The sequence below is a fragment of the Rhodanobacter fulvus Jip2 genome (genome assembly GCF_000264315.1).
Classification (GTDB): domain Bacteria; phylum Pseudomonadota; class Gammaproteobacteria; order Xanthomonadales; family Rhodanobacteraceae; genus Rhodanobacter; species Rhodanobacter fulvus.
The window spans coordinates 296724-313431 of sequence record NZ_AJXU01000028.1; the positions used below are offsets into that span (position 1 = coordinate 296724).

General features: G+C 63.3%; 19 protein-coding genes and 1 pseudogene. 8 read left to right on the forward strand and 12 right to left on the reverse strand.

Annotation, left to right across the window (positions count from 1 at the left end):
* Window positions 1-90 precede the first annotated feature (90 nt).
* Genes UU9_RS06710 through ndk form a run of 4 tightly spaced genes read right to left on the reverse strand, consistent with a single transcriptional unit; the run spans window position 91 to window position 3430 of the window.
* The gene (locus tag UU9_RS06710) at window positions 91-1068 is read right to left on the reverse strand and encodes a helix-turn-helix domain-containing protein (RefSeq protein ID WP_193385292.1); all 978 of its coding nucleotides are present in this window, start codon (window positions 1066-1068) and stop codon (window positions 91-93) included.
* Entirely contained in the window at window positions 1065-1823 is a 759-nt protein-coding gene (gene pilW, locus UU9_RS06715) for a type IV pilus biogenesis/stability protein PilW (RefSeq protein WP_237710238.1), read from the reverse strand. Before pilW ends, UU9_RS06710 begins: the two co-directional genes overlap by 4 nt.
* A 19-nt stretch (window positions 1824-1842) precedes the next feature.
* The gene (gene rlmN, locus UU9_RS06720) at window positions 1843-2976 is read right to left on the reverse strand and encodes a dual-specificity RNA methyltransferase RlmN (RefSeq protein WP_007080980.1); all 1134 of its coding nucleotides are present in this window, start codon (window positions 2974-2976) and stop codon (window positions 1843-1845) included.
* Window positions 2977-3004: 28 nt separating this feature from the next.
* Window positions 3005-3430: a nucleoside-diphosphate kinase gene (ndk, locus tag UU9_RS06725; protein WP_007080981.1), complete on the reverse strand. Its 426-nt coding sequence runs from the start codon at window positions 3428-3430 to the stop codon at window positions 3005-3007.
* Between the two features lie 225 nt (window positions 3431-3655).
* Between ndk and UU9_RS06730 the strand changes: the two genes are divergently transcribed.
* From UU9_RS06730 to UU9_RS06760, 7 genes and pseudogenes are all read left to right on the forward strand, one after another.
* On the forward strand, window positions 3656-4282 hold the full coding sequence (locus tag UU9_RS06730) for a TetR/AcrR family transcriptional regulator (RefSeq protein ID WP_007080982.1): 627 nt from the start codon (window positions 3656-3658) through the stop codon (window positions 4280-4282).
* A gap of 61 nt (window positions 4283-4343) precedes the next feature.
* On the forward strand, window positions 4344-6743 hold the full coding sequence (locus tag UU9_RS06735; protein WP_007080983.1) for a 3-hydroxyacyl-CoA dehydrogenase/enoyl-CoA hydratase family protein: 2400 nt from the start codon (window positions 4344-4346) through the stop codon (window positions 6741-6743).
* A gap of 180 nt (window positions 6744-6923) precedes the next feature.
* The gene (locus UU9_RS06740; RefSeq protein ID WP_007080984.1) at window positions 6924-8129 is read left to right on the forward strand and encodes an acetyl-CoA C-acyltransferase; all 1206 of its coding nucleotides are present in this window, start codon (window positions 6924-6926) and stop codon (window positions 8127-8129) included.
* A 203-nt stretch (window positions 8130-8332) separates the two neighbouring features.
* Window positions 8333-8596, forward strand: a pseudogene (locus UU9_RS06745) (type II toxin-antitoxin system RelE/ParE family toxin); the annotation flags it as partial.
* A gap of 8 nt (window positions 8597-8604) precedes the next feature.
* Window positions 8605-8898 carry an addiction module antidote protein gene (locus UU9_RS06750; protein WP_007080986.1) on the forward strand — a complete coding sequence of 98 codons (294 nt, stop codon included), beginning with the start codon at window positions 8605-8607 and terminating at the stop codon, window positions 8896-8898.
* 428 nt (window positions 8899-9326) lie between these two features.
* The gene (locus tag UU9_RS06755) at window positions 9327-10079 is read left to right on the forward strand and encodes a hypothetical protein (protein WP_007080987.1); all 753 of its coding nucleotides are present in this window, start codon (window positions 9327-9329) and stop codon (window positions 10077-10079) included.
* 333 nt (window positions 10080-10412) lie between these two features.
* The gene (locus UU9_RS06760; protein ID WP_007080988.1) at window positions 10413-10820 is read left to right on the forward strand and encodes a type II toxin-antitoxin system VapC family toxin; all 408 of its coding nucleotides are present in this window, start codon (window positions 10413-10415) and stop codon (window positions 10818-10820) included.
* Window positions 10821-10835: 15 nt separating this feature from the next.
* Here UU9_RS06760 and UU9_RS06765 read toward each other — a convergent pair whose 3' ends face one another.
* The 6 genes from UU9_RS06765 to UU9_RS06790 all read right to left on the reverse strand — a co-directional run bounded on the left by UU9_RS06765 (window position 10836) and on the right by UU9_RS06790 (window position 14996).
* Entirely contained in the window at window positions 10836-11420 is a 585-nt protein-coding gene (locus UU9_RS06765; RefSeq protein ID WP_237710240.1) for a hypothetical protein, read from the reverse strand.
* A gap of 135 nt (window positions 11421-11555) precedes the next feature.
* Window positions 11556-12557: a GlxA family transcriptional regulator gene (locus UU9_RS06770; protein ID WP_237710241.1), complete on the reverse strand. Its 1002-nt coding sequence runs from the start codon at window positions 12555-12557 to the stop codon at window positions 11556-11558.
* Window positions 12505-13053: a cysteine hydrolase family protein gene (locus UU9_RS06775; protein ID WP_007080991.1), complete on the reverse strand. Its 549-nt coding sequence runs from the start codon at window positions 13051-13053 to the stop codon at window positions 12505-12507. Before UU9_RS06775 ends, UU9_RS06770 begins: the two co-directional genes overlap by 53 nt.
* Window positions 13054-13201: 148 nt before the next feature.
* Window positions 13202-14074 (reverse strand): class A beta-lactamase, encoded by an 873-nt coding sequence (gene bla, locus UU9_RS06780; RefSeq protein ID WP_040670395.1) that lies wholly within the window; start codon window positions 14072-14074, stop codon window positions 13202-13204.
* Window positions 14075-14312: 238 nt separating this feature from the next.
* The gene (locus UU9_RS06785; RefSeq protein ID WP_007080993.1) at window positions 14313-14513 is read right to left on the reverse strand and encodes a hypothetical protein; all 201 of its coding nucleotides are present in this window, start codon (window positions 14511-14513) and stop codon (window positions 14313-14315) included.
* 102 nt (window positions 14514-14615) lie between these two features.
* Window positions 14616-14996, reverse strand: a complete 381-nt coding sequence (locus UU9_RS06790; RefSeq protein WP_040670397.1) for a GtrA family protein — start codon at window positions 14994-14996, stop codon at window positions 14616-14618.
* Between the two features lie 307 nt (window positions 14997-15303).
* On the opposite strand from UU9_RS06790, the gene UU9_RS06795 reads away from it, so the two are divergent.
* Window positions 15304-15999, forward strand: a complete 696-nt coding sequence (locus UU9_RS06795; protein WP_007080995.1) for a glutathione S-transferase family protein — start codon at window positions 15304-15306, stop codon at window positions 15997-15999.
* Window positions 16000-16059: 60 nt separating this feature from the next.
* Here the strand turns inward: UU9_RS06795 and UU9_RS06800 are convergent, their stop codons facing one another.
* Together UU9_RS06800 and UU9_RS17875 are read right to left on the reverse strand one after the other, a co-directional pair.
* Window positions 16060-16524 carry a hypothetical protein gene (locus tag UU9_RS06800; RefSeq protein WP_007080996.1) on the reverse strand — a complete coding sequence of 155 codons (465 nt, stop codon included), beginning with the start codon at window positions 16522-16524 and terminating at the stop codon, window positions 16060-16062.
* Between the two features lie 11 nt (window positions 16525-16535).
* Window positions 16536-16700, reverse strand: a complete 165-nt coding sequence (locus UU9_RS17875) for a hypothetical protein (protein WP_156458329.1) — start codon at window positions 16698-16700, stop codon at window positions 16536-16538.
* Between the last annotated feature and the right edge of the window lie 8 nt (window positions 16701-16708).

The window sequence follows — 16708 nt, forward strand, 5'->3', positions numbered from 1 at the left end:
GCAAAAAGCCCACCGATACCGCTCGGTACCGGGCGGGCAATGGGCAAGCATAACCGAAATGTGGCGCCCGGACGGAGCCGGGCGCGTGGATCAGAGGGCGGTCGGGGTGGCCTTGCCGTCGCGGATTTCAACGCCGAAGTGCGCGACGTTGGCGTGCCGGAAATCATCGAGGCCAACGGGATGCCCATCGATGGTGGCGCTGGCGCCGGAAACGTTCCCGATGCGCACGTCGAGCGGCTTGTCGCTCTGATAGATCTTGTGACTGCCCGCGGGCAGCAAACCGTATTCCAGCCGCACACCAGCCGCGTCGGTCACTTCGACCCAGCTGGCGGAGGTGAGGCTGAGCTCGAGGTTGTGGCTGCCCACACCTGTCTCGACCGCCGCGGGCGGGGCCAGGACGGACGACTTCTTCGACGCTGCACTGCTGTCGAGGTTCGGAAAAGCGGCCATCGAGGCAAGCAGGGGTTGTTCCTGCACCGGAGGTGGCAGCGCCACATGACTCGGCAGCCGGGCTGCGTCGTTCACGGTGGACTCCGGGGAATCAACCTGCGCAACCGGCGTCGCATCCAGGGGAGCGAGATGGCTGAGGTCGCGATTGAGCGTGCCGCGCACACCCATCCACACCATCGGCACCACGATGACGGCGGTCAGCACCACATACGTGGCGGCCGTCGCGTAACGGTCGAGCAGAAAACGTGAATGCGAAATACCGCCGGTGGCCACCAGGGTGGGCTCGGTCTGCTTGATGCGGTCGAGCTCGGTCTGGATCAGCGCCGGCTCCATGCCGAGATAATGGCCATACTTACCGATGTAACCGGCCAGATAGACCTTGGAATCGATGTCCTGATAATCATCGCGCTCCAGCCGCCGCAACATCCGGACCGGCAATTTGAGTGCGTGGGCACAGGCTTCGATTTCCAGCCCCCGCGCTTCACGCGCCTCACACAAAAGGGCGCCGAAACTGGCGCTTCCCAGGGTTGCTGCTGAAGCCGGCTCCGCATTTTGGGGAGCATCAAAGACGATCGACTCGCTGGCATCCTGGCCAGGGAAATTGGGTTGCATGGTCATTGGCTGACGTTGTTGTCCAGAGCACGCGCCTGTTCCGAGTCCGGGAAACGGCTTTGCAGACGCTGATTGTAAGTGCGAGCGCCTTCCAGGTCGCCCAGACGAGATTCGATATCGTGACCGAGTTTCAAGGTCGCGGCGTCAGCCGCGCCCAGCCCCTCCCGGCGTTGCAGAAACGCGCGGGCGTGAAAGGCATCATTGCTCAAAAAAAGCAAGTTTGCCAGTTGATATAGTGCCTCGGCGCTCTTGGGGTTACGCACGAGCGCGTCACGAAAGCTTTGTTCCGCACCCTTGGAGTCGCTCATCTGCATCTGGCACACCCCGGCGTTGGTCAGTGCCACATCCGGGGTTTGATAGAAGGGATCGGCAACAGCCTTGCGGAAATAGCCGATCGCTTCGCTGCCCCTGCCGGTATGGCAAAGGAAGGCGCCGAGGTTGTTGTTCGGCGCGCCCTTGGTCGGATCCAGCGCAACCGCCTTGCGGTAATGCTGCTCGGCTTCGGGGAGCTTGTTGATCCGCTCGTACAGCACCGCGATGACGGTGTGCGCAGGCGCGTAATCAGGGTCGAACTGCAGCGCCTTGGTCAATTTGCCAAGCGCTTCCTGCAGGTCGCCGTTGGCCATGTAGCGCTGGCCCAGTTCGGTATGTACCCGCGCCGCATCGACGGCCTGTTGAGCCTTGGACGTCTTGGGCATGTGCGCGCCCAACGCACTGCTGTCGGTGTGCGTCGTGACACAACCCGCCAGGGTCAATGCCAAGGCGACAACCAGAACCCGCTCAGCTCGCATGCAATGCCCCCTCGTCCTGCCGCTTGCGAATATCGGCGCTGCGTCGGGTGCGGTCGGTCACCTGCCCCGCCAGCTGACCGCACGCGGCATCGATGTCGTCGCCGCGGGTGCGACGCAGCATGGTAAGTACGCCGGCGTTGAGCAGCCGCGTCTGGAAATCGTGGATGTCGTTGGCGTCCGAGCGCTGGTACTGGGTGCCCGGGAACGGGTTGAACGGAATGAGATTGACCTTGCAGGTGGGCAGCTTGCGCATCAGCTTGATCAGCTGGCGCGCATGCTCGGGCTGGTCGTTGACGCCCTTCATCAAGGTGTATTCGAAGGTGATCGAGGTGCGCGGCTTGCGTGCGATCCAGCGATCGCAAGCCGCCAGCAGGTCGGCGATCGGATAGCGCTTGTTGATCGGCATCAGCTCCGTGCGCAGTTCGTCATTGGCCGCGTGCAGCGACACCGCCAGCGAGACGTCGATCTGCGCCGAAAGCTGGTCGATCAGCGGCACCATGCCCGCCGTGGAAAGCGTCACGCGCTTGGACGCCAGGCCGAAGCCAAGGTCGTCGCGCATCAGGTGCATCGCCCTGACCACGTTGTCGAAATTGGCCAGCGGCTCGCCCATGCCCATCATCACCACGTTGGTGATGCGGCGGTTCTGATGAGTGACATTGCCCAGCTGTTTTGCCGCCACCCAGACCTGGCCGATGATCTCGGCGGTGGACAGGTTGCGGTTGAAGCCTTGCGCACCGGTGGAGCAGAAACCGCAATTGAGCGCGCAGCCGATCTGCGAGGACACGCACAAGGTGCCGCGCGTCGGCTCGGGGATGTACACCGTCTCGATCGCGTTGCCCGAATCCATGCCCAGCAGCCACTTGTGTGTGCCGTCGGTGGCCACCTTGTTCAACAGCGTCTTCGGCGCGCCGATGTAACAGACCTCGGTGAGCTTGGCGCGCAGCGCCTTGCCCACGTCGGTCATGTTTTCGAAGTTGTCTTCCAGGTCGTGGTAGATCCACTTCATCACCTGCTCGGCCCGATACGGCTTCTCGCCGATCTGCGTGAAGAAATCACGCAGACCCCGGCGATCGAAGTCGAGCAGATTGACCTTTTCGGGTGGATTGGCCACAACCTGATTCACAACGCATGCCTCACAAACAGGGGATCGCTCAGCGCGACAGGACGTCCGTCGCGGCGAAGAAATACGCGATTTCCACCTTGGCGGTTTCCACGGCATCGGAGCCATGCACCGCGTTGGCGTCGATGGAATCGGCGAAATCCGCGCGGATCGTGCCCCGCGCCGCTTCCTTCGGGTTGGTGGCGCCCATCAGGTCGCGATGAGCCAGCACGGCGTTCTCGCCTTCCAGCGCGGTGATCACCACCGGGCCGGAAATCATGAAATCAACCAGGGCCTTGAAGAACGGGCGCTCGCGATGGACTGCGTAGAAGCCTTCGGCCTCCTGGCGCGACAGCTGCTTCATTTTGGCAGCGACGATCTTGAGGCCGGCCTTTTCGAAACGGGCGTAGATCTGGCCGATGACGTTCTTGGCGACGGCGTCGGGTTTGATGATGGAAAGGGTGCGCTCCAGCGCCATACGAATCTGCTCCGGTGACGGATAAAAAAGATAAAGAGGGTCGGCCAGAACGGCCGGCGGTGACGTAAACCTTACAAGGATTGAGGGTTTAGCCCCGGAAAGTCTGACAGATTCTAGCTCATACGCAAGTCATATGCAGTTTGCAAGTAGCGTGGCGGTTTGACGTTCGTGAAGTGGGCCGCGTATGCTCAAACGATCGTTTGAACGCCTGTTCACCGCTGACGGATGAAAGCCATCGTGAATCGCTCAAGCTCGACCAAGGAACGCATACTCGGCGCCGCCGAAGTCCTGTTTGCCCAACGCGGTTTCGAAGGCGCCTCGCTACGTCAGCTGACCGCCGCGGCCGGCGTGAACCTGGCCGCGGTGAACTACCACTTCGGCTCCAAGGACAAGCTCGTCGAGCAGGTCTTCCGGCGTCGACTGGATACGCTCAACGCACAACGGCTCGCTGCACTGGGCAGCGCCCGGGAAAGCGGCAACGACCGCCTCGAGGACGTGCTGGACGCGTTCATCCGCCCTGCGCTGAAGCTGTCCCACGAGGATAGCGGCTCCCTGTTCATGCGCGTATTGGCGCGGGCCTTTGCCGAACACGACGACTCGCTGCGCCAGTTCCTGTCCGAGAACTACGGCCACGTGATGCGCCAGTTCACCGCCGAGTTCGCCCGCCTGCTGCCGCATCTCAGCAAGGAGGAGCTGTACTGGCGCATCGACCTGGTCACCGGCGCGCTGACCCACGCCATGTCCGGCTTCGGCATGATCCAGCGCAAGCAGGATGTCAGCGAAGGGGCACATCTCGAACAAACCATCCAGCACCTTATTCGTTTCGCCGTCGCCGGGCTCACCCATCCCTAGATCCGGGTGCGTCAGTCAGGACCTCGCTCGGCACTTCATGTCGGTACTTTCGGAGAAGCCAATGACCACATCCCCCCGCCAATCCCCCTCGACGCCTTCCGCGCTGCGCATCCGCAAGGCGGCCGTGCTGGGCGCCGGTGTCATGGGCGCGCAGATCGCCGCGCACCTGACCAATGCCGGTGTCGAGACCGTGTTGTTCGACCTGCCCGCGAAAGAAGGCCCGAAGAGTGGCATCGCGCTGAAGGCGATCGCCAACCTGGCCAAGCTGTCGCCTGCCCCGCTGGCCGACAAGGCGCTGGCCGCCTCGATCATCCCGGCGAATTACGACGACGACCTCGACCACCTGAAGGACGTCGACCTGGTGATCGAGGCGATCGCCGAGCGGATGGACTGGAAACTCGACCTCTACAAGAAGATCGCCGGCCACCTGTCGAAGACGGCGATCATCGCCTCCAACACCTCGGGCCTGTCGATCAACAAGCTGGCCGAGGCTTTGCCGGAGGAAATGCGCCATCGCTTCTCCGGCGTGCATTTCTTCAACCCGCCGCGCTACATGCACCTGGTCGAGTTGATCCCGACCAAACTTACCGACAAGAACGTGCTGGACGGCCTCGAAGCCTTCCTCGTCACCACCGTCGGCAAGGGCGTGGTGATCGCCCGCGACACGCCCAACTTCATCGGCAACCGCATCGGCGTGTTCTCGATGCTGGCCACCATGCACCACACCGACCAGTTCAAGCTCGGCTTCGACACCGTCGACGCGCTCACCGGTCCGGCGCTGGGCCGTCCCAAGAGTGCCACCTACCGCACCGCTGACGTGGTCGGTCTGGACACCATGGCCCACGTCATCAAGACCATGGCCGACACCTTGCCCGACGATCCGTGGCACGAATACTTCAAGGCCCCGGTGTGGCTGGCCGGGCTGATCGAGAAAGGCGCGCTGGGTCAGAAGACCGGCGGCGGCTTCTACAAGAAGGTCGGCAAAGAGATCCTGGTGCTGGATGTTGAAAAGCAGGACTTCCGCCCGTCCGAGCAGAAACCGTCCGATGAAGTCGCCGCTATCCTGGCTATCAAGGACCCGGCCGAGAAGTTCGGCAAGCTGCGTGCCTCCAGCGACCCGCAGGCGCAGTTCCTGTGGGCTACCTTCCGCGACCTGTTTCATTACACCGCCTACCACCTGGCCGACATCGCCGACACCGCGCGCGATGTCGACTTCGCGATTCGCTGGGGCTACGGCTGGAAGCTCGGCCCGTTCGAAACCTGGCAGGCCGCCGCCTGGCAGCAGGTCGCCGGCTGGATCAATGAGGACATCGCCGCCGGCAAGGCGATGAGCAAGGCTCCCCTGCCCGCCTGGGTCACCGACGGCCGTAAAGGCGTCCATTCGAAAGACGGCTCGTACTCGGCCAGCGCCAACGCCGACAAGCCGCGCTCGCAGCATCCGGTCTACCAGCGCCAGTTGTTCCCCGATCCGATCCTGGGCGAGAAGTTCGACCAGGGCAGCACCGTGTGGGAGAACGACGGCGTGCGCCTGTGGACGCTGGGTGACGACGGCATCGGCATCCTCTCGTTCAAGACCAAGATGCACACGGTCAACGACCATGTGCTCGACGGCATCCAGCACGCGATCGGCGTGGCCGAGGAAAAGCTCAAGGCCGTGGTGATCTGGCAGGACGCCGAGCCGTTCTCCGCCGGCGCCGATCTCAAGGGCGCGCTGGGCCTGCTGAAGGACGGCAGGTTCGACGACTTCGAACACATGGTCGCCAACTTCCAGCGCACCAGCATGCGCATCAAGCACTCGCTGGTGCCGGTGGTTTCCGCCGTGCGCGGCCTCGCCCTCGGCGGCGGCTGCGAATTCCAGATGCATTCGGCGCGCACCGTCGCCGCACTGGAAAGCTACATCGGCCTGGTCGAGGCAGGCGTCGGCCTGCTGCCGGCTGGCGGTGGCCTGCACGAGCTGGCCGTGCGCGCCGCGAAAGCCAACCCGGCCGATCCGTTCGAGGAATTGAAGAAGGTGTTCGAAACCGTGGCGATGGCCAAGGTCTCCGCCAGCGCCTTCGAGGCGAAAAATCTGGGCCTGCTGCGCGACAGCGATGTGGTGGTGTTCAACGCCCACGAACTGCTCTACGTCGCCAAGCAGGTCGCCAATGCGCTGGCCGAAAGCGGCTACCGCCCACCGCTGTATCAGCGCGCGATCCCGGTCGCCGGCGACGTCGGCACCGCCACCTTCAAGGCCTCGCTGGCCAACCTGCAAGCCGGCTATTTCGCTTCGCCGCATGACGTCGACATCGCCACCCGCATCGCCGACACCCTGTGCGGCGGCGTGATCGAACGCGGCTCGACCGTCGACGAGGAATGGCTGCTGGCACTGGAGCGCAAGCATTTCGTGGAGCTGGCGAAAACCGAAAAGACCCAGGCGCGCATCGCCCACACCATGACCACCGGCAAGCCGCTCAGGAACTGAGATTCGGGATTGGGGATTCGGGATTCGGCAAAGCCGCCAATCCGAATCCCCACCGCAGTTTTCAACGCATCCACCGAACCATTTGAAATACCGGGTCACGCGAAAGAATCCGGATTACGTCGAACCGCTCTGACGAATCCCGAATCCCAAATCCCGAATCCCGGCTTTCGGAGAAAGCAAATGACCAAGCAAGTGCAAGACGCCTACATCGTCGCCGCCACCCGCACCCCGGTCGGCAAGGCGCCGCGCGGCGTGTTCCGCAACACCCGCCCGGATGACATGCTCGCCCACGTGATCCGCGCCGTGATGGCACAGGCGCCGGGTATCGACCCGCACCAGATCGGCGACGTCATCATCGGGTGCGCCATGCCCGAGGCCGAGCAAGGCATGAACGTGGCGCGCATCGGCCTGCTGCTGGCCGGTCTGCCGCACACCGTGCCTGGCGTCACCGTCAACCGCTTCTGCTCCTCCGGCCTGCAATCGGTGGCGATGGCCGCCGACCGTATCCGCCTGGGACTGGATGACCTGATGCTCGCCGGCGGCACCGAGAGCATGAGCATGGTGCCGATGATGGGCCACAAGATCGCCATGAACCCGGCCATCTTCCAGGACGAGAACATCGGCATCGCCTACGGCATGGGCATCACCGCCGAGAACGTGGCCAAGCAGTGGAAAGTCAGCCGCGAGCAACAGGACGCGTTCTCGGTCGAAAGCCACCGCCGCGCACTGGCCGCCCAGGCCGCCGGCGAATTCAGGGACGAGATCACCCCATTCCAGCTCGATGACCACTACCCGGATCTCGCCAGCCGCGACATCACCACCGACAACCGCGTCATCGACCAGGACGAAGGCCCGCGCGCCGGCACCACCGCGGAAGTGCTGGCCAAACTGCGCACCGTATTCCGCAACGGCCAGTTCGGCGGCACCGTCACCGCCGGCAACTCCAGCCAGATGTCAGACGGCGCCGGCGCCGTGCTGCTCGCCAGCGAAAAGGCCATCAAGCAATACAACCTGCAGCCGCTGGCCCGTTTCGTCGGCTTCTCCGTCGCCGGCGTCCCGCCCGAAGTCATGGGCATCGGCCCGAAGGAAGCGATTCCGAAGGCCCTCGCGCAGACCGGCATCACCCAGGATCAGCTCGACTGGATCGAACTCAACGAAGCCTTCGCTGCCCAGGCGTTGGCCGTGATGGGTGACCTCAAACTCGACCCGGCCAAGGTCAACCCGCTCGGCGGCGCCATCGCGCTGGGCCATCCGCTGGGTGCGACCGGCGCGGTGCGCATCGCCACGCTGGTGCACGGCATGCGTCGTCGCAAACAGAAGTACGGCATGGTGACGATGTGCATTGGCACCGGCATGGGCGCCGCTGGGATTTTCGAGGCGCTGTAATTCGCCCGTTCGTCATTCCGACGAAGGCCGGAATCTGAAACTGCAACGGCGCCGTAGCGATACGGCGCCGTTTGCATTTGAGTGGCCCTGACCCGCTTGCCACGCCTTCTCCAGTCGAGGTCGCGGCGTATCCCATGGTTGACGGCATGTTTCCCAAAGGATACAGTTTGCACATGATCGAAGTTTGAAGGACCGACGCTTTCACATCATGGCTGGATGCCCTGCGCGACGAGCGTGCCAAAGCTCGCATCGCGTCGCGCATCCGCATGATGGCGTTCGGGAATTTCGGCGATCACAAGGCAGCCGGCGGCCATGGAATGCAGGAACTGCGAGTCGATTACGGTCCCGGCTATCGCGTCTACTACGTGCAGCAAGGCAAGCTGTTGGTCATCCTGCTTTGCGGTGGCGACAAGGACACACAGCGCAAGGACATCAACGCAGCCCGGAAACTCGCTGCCAGCCTGTGAGGTGAAACATGCGTACCAAAACCCACCCTTTTGACCCCGCCGAACACCTTGCCACCCCCGAAGCCCAGGCCGAGTACATCTCCGTCGCCCTCGAAACCGGCGACCCCGCCTTCATCGCCGACAGCCTCGGCGTGGTTGCACGCGCCCGCGGCATGTCCCAACTCGCGCGCGACACCGGCCTGCGCCGCGAAAGTCTGTACAAGGCCCTGTCCGCCGAAGGCAACCCGGAGTTCGCCACGATCATGAAGGTCGTGCAGGCGCTGGGGGTGAAGCTGAGTGCCGAGGCGATACAGGAGATGTGAAGATGCCTGCGGCTAATTTCCCCCGTCCCAGTTTCCCTCCCAGCTTCCGGCGAAAGCCTTCGCGCAGACTTCCCCTTAAGATCAGCTATCGTGCCCGGTCATCCGCTCGCTGTGACTGGTGCAGTGTGTATCGCCAGGCTGGTGTACGTCATGCGCCGCAGGAAGAGAAGTCCGACATGGTGACCATGAATACCGACACCGGCATAGGCTCGGCGGGAATCTTGGACGCGTTGTAGTCACTGGGTAAAAGCCAGAACCTGAAGACACCGTAGGAATCTGGAGTCTTCCCGCACAGCGCATGTATCCAGTAGGCTGGCCAAAACTACCGCCGCGCGTGTTCCGGCTGTTCATGACCGAGTAGCCATAACACGCAGGCTGACTGATAATAGCCGACAGTCAATATTCATTTCGGCGAACGGGGAAACCACATGCTCGCTGCCCCTCTACTGCATCAGCACTCTTTTTCGGTTCATTTTCCGAGGGTCCAGACGATACGCCGGGCAGCGAACGAGTTGGAAGATGCGCTCAACGCGGGCTGTCCAGGTGGCTACGGAGCCCCACAGTTGTTCCCGATCCCCGACGACTTGGGCCCAGAAGTGCCTCGGATCGTCTTCAATGCCGTCAGCGGGTTTAGTACGATTGCTGTTTCCCAGTTGTCCATGGCGCTCACTGTCAACTACTCTGATGATTGGCAGCGCGAGCGAGGAAGATGCGCTGACTATCTAAAAAGAAGGGCGCATGTGCTGTTTGAAATGCTTAGTCGCATTAAGATTGACGCATCGTTCGTCGGCATAGGTACCCAGCTACAGATAATGTCCGATTCGAACGACAATGAAGAGGTTATGGCCGCACTGCGCAATTTGCTGTCGTCTGACCTCGACCTTTGCAATGCAAATGAGATCATGATTCGCGTTTCGAACAACGTAGACGAAACGTATTTCAACAATACCGTTGTCTCCAATGTCGCAATGTGGCCAGACGCCGATGCATTATCTGGGCGATTCCCCAAAGAGACTCGCATTGCTACGGGTATTTCTATAGCTGGAGACTTCAATAATCGTCGATCCTATAACGAAAATGTGGAATCGAAAGCATCGCTTGATGAAAGCCTTACGATGATAGATATGGCTATAGAATCAGCCTATAGTCTAGCCGGCAGATTCAGGGGGGATTATGCCTAACGTATGTGTTTCAGACGTGCTCAGGAACAGCGTGACCGCAGCTGTGCTGCTATTTGCACCTGGCGCTGCAGTCAACAGCTCGGTAGCGACGCCCCCGCTTCCGATCCGACCCAGCGCGCCGTCACAGTCGCCTTGGTCAACGTCAGCATCTGAACTAATTAATAGTTCACTTTGGTCGCCAGCGACCCCTATTAAGAAAGTCGCCTCTACCGGCCCGTCATTGAGTCCTTTTGGCCTTAAGCTACTTGCGCTCCGCGAAGCTGCAATTTCTGCAGGCATGGTGACCTGTGCCAGTGAAGATATCATGGACGAATTTCGTTTGGCACGAGATGCATGACGCGTAAAGTCTACATCGATTCCTGCGTACTAATGCTTGCACTTAAGGCAGCAGAGGATGATGTCGCGCGTCGCGCAATTGCTGAAATTTCGCAAGAAGGGATCGAGTATGTCTTCAGTCCGCTTGTTGAGTTGGAAGTTCTTCCGCAGCCCATGAAGCATAAGGCGGAGCAAGTGACCTTCTATGAAGAGTGGTTTAAAGTTGCTTCTCGCGTGTGGTATGACGAAACCGTTCATAAGATTGCCATAGATCAGGCGTCACAATATTCAATTGCACCAATGGACGCAGCTCACGTTGCCACAGCAATCATCGCTGGAGCGGATGAACTGGTGACCGCGGAGAAGCCTACAAAACCGATGTTCAGTTCAAGGGAAATGTCGGTTCGCAGCATTCGTGGCGCCTGATTTTTGATTTGGGTATTAGCGTCGTTCTTGCTGCGCCCGAAACACTCGCCTGACCTCCGGATCCAGCACATCCACCTGCCGCTTCGGCTGCAACATCGCCCGCTGCCCTGCCCTCAACTGGCAGTTCCGCGACAACGTATCCGCGCCTTCCGACGTCGTCGCCATCACGTCCTGCAGGTTGACGACCACGCCTAACGTGTCGCCCAGCGGTTCCAACGCGAGGCGGATATCGTCGATGATGTCCATGCGGCGGTATTGGCCGCCGCCGACCATCACCAGCAGGTTGCTGCGGTCGATCCACACGACGGATTGAACGCCTTGGAGTGGGCGCACGGCGGCGCGGCCGGCTTCGTGGTCTATCGGGCGCGAGGGATCGGGCAGATGCATGGAGCGCATCATGTCTTTGTGCATAGCGTCGACATGGCCTTGGATGGCGCGCTGGTCGCCGGTCAGGCCGGCGGCTTCGATGCCGGCGAGGTGGCCGACGGTGGCGAGCGGGTTGGTCGCGCCGGCCTGTTGCGGGCGGCGTGTTGACGGTGTTAGCCGGTAAAGGCAATGCAGAAGGCGGCGGCTATCAGCCAGCGTTGCGTGGTCATCCATTCCCCCCGGAACTCCGACTGAGCATAGCGCAGCAGCATAAGGAAGCTCAGGCATTTCCAACGCGTACGGGTTTCGACTTCGCACTCGGTAGCGCTGACGCTCGATAGCGGCGGTCGGAAAACTTGCCTCAGGCGCTCAACCGCGTTGCCGCACCGACGATGGAAGATCGTCAGCATGTGCGGCCCACAAGCGACGCAGCTGCCGCGCCGAGCCCAGGCCGGCGCGTTCGGCCGCCTGCTCCACGTTGTCGCCATTGGCCAGCGCCTGCCGCGCCAGAGCTACGCGCAGCCGTGCGTGGTAGCGGTTGACCGACATGCCGCTGGCTTCGCGGAAGTGGCGGGTGAGGCTGCGCACGCTGAGATGGCCGATGTCGGCCAGCCGGGCCAGCGGCCAGTCCTGCGCGGGCGCCTTGAGCAGCGCATCCTGCACGCGGTGGATGGCCATGTTCATGTGGTTGCGTCCTTCCAGCCAGGGCGACAGTGCCGGGTCACCGGCGGCGCGGCGCATGTAGACGGCCATTTCCCGCGCCACGGCGACGGCCAGGCGCGGCGAACCGAGCTTGGCGATCAGATGCAGCGCGAGGTCGATGCCGGCGGTGATGCCGGCGCTGGTGCAGACCTCGCCGTCTTCCACGAACACGCGGCTGTCCAGCACTTCGGCCGCCGGGGCCAGTTGGCGCAGCTCGTCGAGCAGGCTGTGGTGCGTGGTGCAGCGCCGTCCGTCGAGCAGGCCGGCGGCCGCCGCCAGCAGCGCGCCGGAACAGACGCAGGCCAGTGGCCGGCCGGCGACGACATGGCGTCGCAACCAGGCGATCAGAGTCCGGCCCGCCGCCGACGACAACAGGCGCGCGGTGCTGCCGGTGGCGCCGCAGACAACGATCAACACGTGCTCGGGCAGCTTCGCCGGCAGCGGTTCGACGCCGGCAAGACCCACGCCCAGCGCGGTCGGTGCCGCCTCGCCCGCCGCCACCGGCGCCATCAGCCGCAGGCGCACCGGCAGGCCCATCGCCGCCGCGATGCGAAAGGCGTCGGCGGCGCCGGCCAGATCCAGCAGGATCAGGTCCGGCGGCAGCACGAAGCACACCTCAGTGATCGGCGAGGACGTCATCGACGGTGCAGATGCGGGCAAAACGGCCATCCAGAACCAGTTCCGTGCGTTGCTTGATGTCCTGCGCATCGTAGCGAGTGCCGCTGCCGGCGTGGACCATCGGGAAGGTCAGCGTGGCTTCGGTGACGTAATCGACGGCGAAGCCGAGATCGGAAGCGACCCGCGTGGTGGTTTCACAACACTGCTCGGTGCGGATGCCGCTGATGATCAGCCGCCCAATACCACGCTCACGCAGCCAGGCTTCCAGTTGCGTCCCGGTGAAAGCGTTGTGCACCTGCTTGCGGAAGACCACGTCGTGCGCCTCCGGCACCCATGCCATCGGCGTGACCAGGCCCGATGCCGCGGAAAAATGCGCGTCGCCATCCTCGTGCAGGATGCGCACCACCGGCCAGCCGCGCGCGACCGCCGCATCGATCAGCTTCAGCAGATTCTCGCGAAATACCGGCACATCGTCCTCGCGCCAGTACGGTGCGTGCAGGAACGATTGCTGCACGTCGATGACCAGCAAGGCGGGGGTATCGGACATGGGGACGGCTCCATCGTTGGGGGAGTCGTCACTCTAGGCAGGCGACCGACCGCCAACGAGCACCGTGCCGGACCGTGAGCGGACGGATCCGGCCAAGGGTATGCGGCAACGACGGTCGCAGCCACGCCTCCGGGAAACATCGTGATGGCTACATCGACGCCGCGATATGCCCCACCGCCGCCAGCACCGCCTTGCGCTCCGCTGGCTCGGCGCGGGAGCCGGCGTAGTACGCGGTCACCAGCAGCGGCTTGCGTTGGGGTGGCCAGATAATGGCCACGTCGTTGGTCTCGCCCTGGCTACCACTGCCGGTCTTGTCGCCGGCCGTCCACTCTTTGGGCAGGCCTGCGCGCAGGGCGTCGAGACCGGTGGTGCATTCGCGCAGCCATTGAAGCAGCAGGCCTCGCGATGCGAGGGAAAGCCGGTCGCCCAGCAGAACGCGGTGCAGATCGGACAGCATGGCATCCGGCGTGGTGGTGTCGCGGATATCGCCCGGACGGCCCAGGTTGAGTTCGGGCTCGATGCGATCGAGCCGGGTGGTTTCATCACCCAGGCTGCGCGCGAATGCGGTGATCGCGGTTGGGCCACCCAGGCTGGCGAGCAGGAGGTTGGCGGCGGTGTTATCGCTCAAGGTCACCGCGGCCGCGCAGAGGTCGGCCACGCTCAGGCCCGGTGCGCCCACGTGCTTGCTGGTGATCGGCGCGTAACTCAGCAACACGTCCTTGCCATAGACCACGCGACGATCGAGTCGCTCCTTGCCGCTATCCACCCGCGCCAGCACGGCGGCAGCGGCGAGCCACTTGAACGTGCTGCACATCAGGAAACGCTCGCCAGCGCGATGCTGGATGCGGTGGCCGCTCTGCGTGTCGAGGATGGAAACACCGAGCCGGCCGCCATGCTTGCGCTCCAGTGCGGTGAACTGTGTGGTGGCCTGGTCAGCGGTTGCTGCCCAGGCCAAGCCGGGGCGGAGGGTCAGCGCGAATGCGCCCATCAAGGTGTTTTTTAGCAGGTCGCGTCGATTCACGGGATGACCTTTCGCAGCGGTTATGAAGACGCCAATGGTGGCTGAGGCGGCCGCCCATTCGCGGCGCAAACCATGGCATTGCCGTGGCAGCGCAACCTGGTCACGATTCCCTTCTCATGATGGTGTGGATGGCGCTTCGACTCCGCCCGCTGCGCGGGCTACGCTCAGCGCGAACGGCTGGGGATCGGGCGGGTGGTCATCGCGCTGCCGACCCTCGCAAGCAAGTCGGCTCGGTCCGTCATTGATCGCTCGAACGGATATGGTCCAGCCCGTCCGGGCTCAGTTCGAACCGTTGGCGATCGACCTTGTCGCGACCGGTCTGCACCAGAAGCCCCGCTGCCAGCAGACGGGCGCTGACGTCGGCGGGCACCATCGCTGCCCTGCCCTCGGCCACCCAGGTGAGATAGTCCAGATCGGTCGGATCGCGTTGTTCTGTCATTGGCACGTGTTCCGTTGCTTTGGTGCATGCAGCTTGCCCGCTGCATGGCGACGATGGCGTCGACGCATCAACCGGCGAAGACGTTGAACCGCGGCGCCGCGTTTACCGATACACCCAATGGCGTGAAACGACGAAGCTGATGACGGCAAGACAGGCCTCGACCGCGGGCTTTGCCAGCCATGCCATCTGCAAGCCGAGTTTCGCTTCCACCGCCGTGACCAAAAGGGTGCTGAGCGCGGTCAACGGCAGCCACATGGCCAGGAAGCGCAGAAACCGGTGGGGGCCGAGCCGGGTGTCGGGTGTGCCGAACGTGAAGCGGCCATTCGCCCAGAAACCCAGCAGCGCACCGGTTATGCGGCCAAGAACATTGGCCACCGGGGCCGGCGTGCCAAGCGCCGTCAACACCACGAACACCGCCCAGTCGGCGGTCAACAGACCGAGTCCGACCATCAAGAAGCTGACTCCCTGTCGCGCCAAGCTCATTGAATCTCCGCTGGGTTGCCGTGTGCATGGCAGCAAAGTCTCGCGTACTTGGCGCGGGGGTGGAAGCGCGGCGGTGCGTTCCGTCATCGCATGGCACATGGCAATGCGCATCGACAGCGGGGGAAGCTCCTGACGGCGATGCCATCGGCGGCGTTCCAGCGGGCGTCGACAAGCTTGCCGAAAACGCAATCCAACTTTGCGGTGAATGGTGTGGTTGCGGCATGTGCAAACGCAGACACTCTGCTTGCGCTGCGCCACACGGGAAACCCGGCGCCCCTCCACCACCCCACCCACCAAGGCCAACCTCATGAAGTTCTACTACCACCCGTCTCCCAACCCCTCCAAGGTCGCCCTGTTTCTCGAAGAATCCGGGCTTGATTACCAGATGGTGCCGGTCGACACGGCCAGAGGCGAGCAGCACGGCGCCGCCTACCGCGCCATCAACCCCAATGGCAAAACCCCGGCCCTGGTCGACGGCGATGCCGTGGTCTTCGACAGCACGGCGATCCTGCTTTATCTCGCGGTGAAGCACGGCAAGTTCCTGCCCGAGAACACGCCGGAAGTTCGCAGCCGGATGTATTCGTGGCTGATGTTCATCGCCACCGGCATCGGTCCGTTCTCCGGCCAGGCGGTGCATTTCAGGCACTTCGCCCCCGAGCCCAAGGCCTACGCGCTCCATCGCTACGACTTCGAAGCGCGGCGCCACTGGCGGATTCTCGATGAGCACTTGGCCACCCGCACGTTCATGGTCAACGAGGAATACACCATCGTCGACATGGCCTTGTGGGGCTGGGCGCGCGCCCTGCCCTTCATGTTTGGCGAACAGGGCTGGGGCGACTTTCCGCACGTCAAACGTTTCCTCGACCGCGTCAATGCGCGCCCGGCCGCCCAGCGCGCCGAAGCGTTGAAGGATGCGCACACGTTCAAGACGGAGATGGACCAGGAATACCTCGACGCGATGTATCCCCACAACGCGGATCGCGCGGCGACGGCTGCCGTCTGACTCACCGGTGCCGTGGTGGCTCCATGGCCGCCACGGCGTCCCTTTTTCTCCGCGCCCGAATCAGCGTGGCGTCGTCGCCGGCGCGGCCTGTGCCGGCGGCGGGCCGTAGGTGGGTGTGTCGCGGTATTGCGCCGGCACATCCCACATGCGCCCGGCGTAGAAGACCGCCCAGGCCACCACAAACAGGCACATCACCCACACCCATACCGGGATCGACGAACGCGCCTCGGCACGCCGCGGGTCGAAGGGATCGTCGGTGCTGAAGGCATCCACGGTCAGGTGCAACTCGCCGCGCCGGGTCGAGCCCGGGCGCAAGCCCGACACGATGATGCCGGGGCCGTTCTGCACGTGGAACGGGATTTCCTCCACACCTTCGGCGCCGCTGTGATCCTCGGCGCGGATGATCAGCCGATGCGGGCCGTCGGCCAGCTTGCGGGTATCGAGGGTCAGCGCGGTCGGCAGTTCGTGGTCCACCACCGGCTGCAGATCGTCGTCGAGGTAGACGCGTACGTGGGACTTGGACATGGCGGATTTCCTCAACGGTCCTTGCGCAGGATTTCGTACTTGGCGTGATGCGGGTCTTTCTCGCCGGGCCGGAAGATCATCCAGAACATCGCGACGAAACAACCGATGGTGATCGCGCCGGCGATCGCGATGATGGCGACGTTGCCCCAGAACGGCCCGAGAAAAGCATGATGCATGACGATCT

Bases quoted from the DNA above. Each gene is read 5' to 3' on its own strand.
- UU9_RS06775 (WP_007080991.1), bottom strand. From the start codon at position 13,053: ATGTCCGATACCCCCGCCTTGCTGGTCATCGACGTGCAGCAATCGTTC.
- UU9_RS06765 (WP_237710240.1), bottom strand. From the start codon at position 11,420: ATGGATGACCACGCAACGCTGGCTGATAGCCGCCGCCTTCTGCATTGC.
- UU9_RS06800 (WP_007080996.1), bottom strand. From the start codon at position 16,524: ATGTCCAAGTCCCACGTACGCGTCTACCTCGACGACGATCTGCAGCCG.
- UU9_RS06760 (WP_007080988.1), top strand. From the start codon at position 10,413: ATGACGCGTAAAGTCTACATCGATTCCTGCGTACTAATGCTTGCACTT.
- UU9_RS06750 (WP_007080986.1), top strand. From the start codon at position 8,605: ATGCGTACCAAAACCCACCCTTTTGACCCCGCCGAACACCTTGCCACC.
- UU9_RS06710 (WP_193385292.1), bottom strand. From the start codon at position 1,068: ATGACCATGCAACCCAATTTCCCTGGCCAGGATGCCAGCGAGTCGATC.
- UU9_RS06730 (WP_007080982.1), top strand. From the start codon at position 3,656: ATGAAAGCCATCGTGAATCGCTCAAGCTCGACCAAGGAACGCATACTC.
- UU9_RS06735 (WP_007080983.1), top strand. From the start codon at position 4,344: ATGACCACATCCCCCCGCCAATCCCCCTCGACGCCTTCCGCGCTGCGC.
- UU9_RS06755 (WP_007080987.1), top strand. From the start codon at position 9,327: ATGCTCGCTGCCCCTCTACTGCATCAGCACTCTTTTTCGGTTCATTTT.
- UU9_RS06740 (WP_007080984.1), top strand. From the start codon at position 6,924: ATGACCAAGCAAGTGCAAGACGCCTACATCGTCGCCGCCACCCGCACC.
- UU9_RS17875 (WP_156458329.1), bottom strand. From the start codon at position 16,700: ATGCATCATGCTTTTCTCGGGCCGTTCTGGGGCAACGTCGCCATCATC.
- ndk (WP_007080981.1), bottom strand. From the start codon at position 3,430: ATGGCGCTGGAGCGCACCCTTTCCATCATCAAACCCGACGCCGTCGCC.
- UU9_RS06795 (WP_007080995.1), top strand. From the start codon at position 15,304: ATGAAGTTCTACTACCACCCGTCTCCCAACCCCTCCAAGGTCGCCCTG.
- UU9_RS06770 (WP_237710241.1), bottom strand. From the start codon at position 12,557: ATGGCCGTTTTGCCCGCATCTGCACCGTCGATGACGTCCTCGCCGATC.
- UU9_RS06785 (WP_007080993.1), bottom strand. From the start codon at position 14,513: ATGACAGAACAACGCGATCCGACCGATCTGGACTATCTCACCTGGGTG.
- UU9_RS06790 (WP_040670397.1), bottom strand. From the start codon at position 14,996: ATGAGCTTGGCGCGACAGGGAGTCAGCTTCTTGATGGTCGGACTCGGT.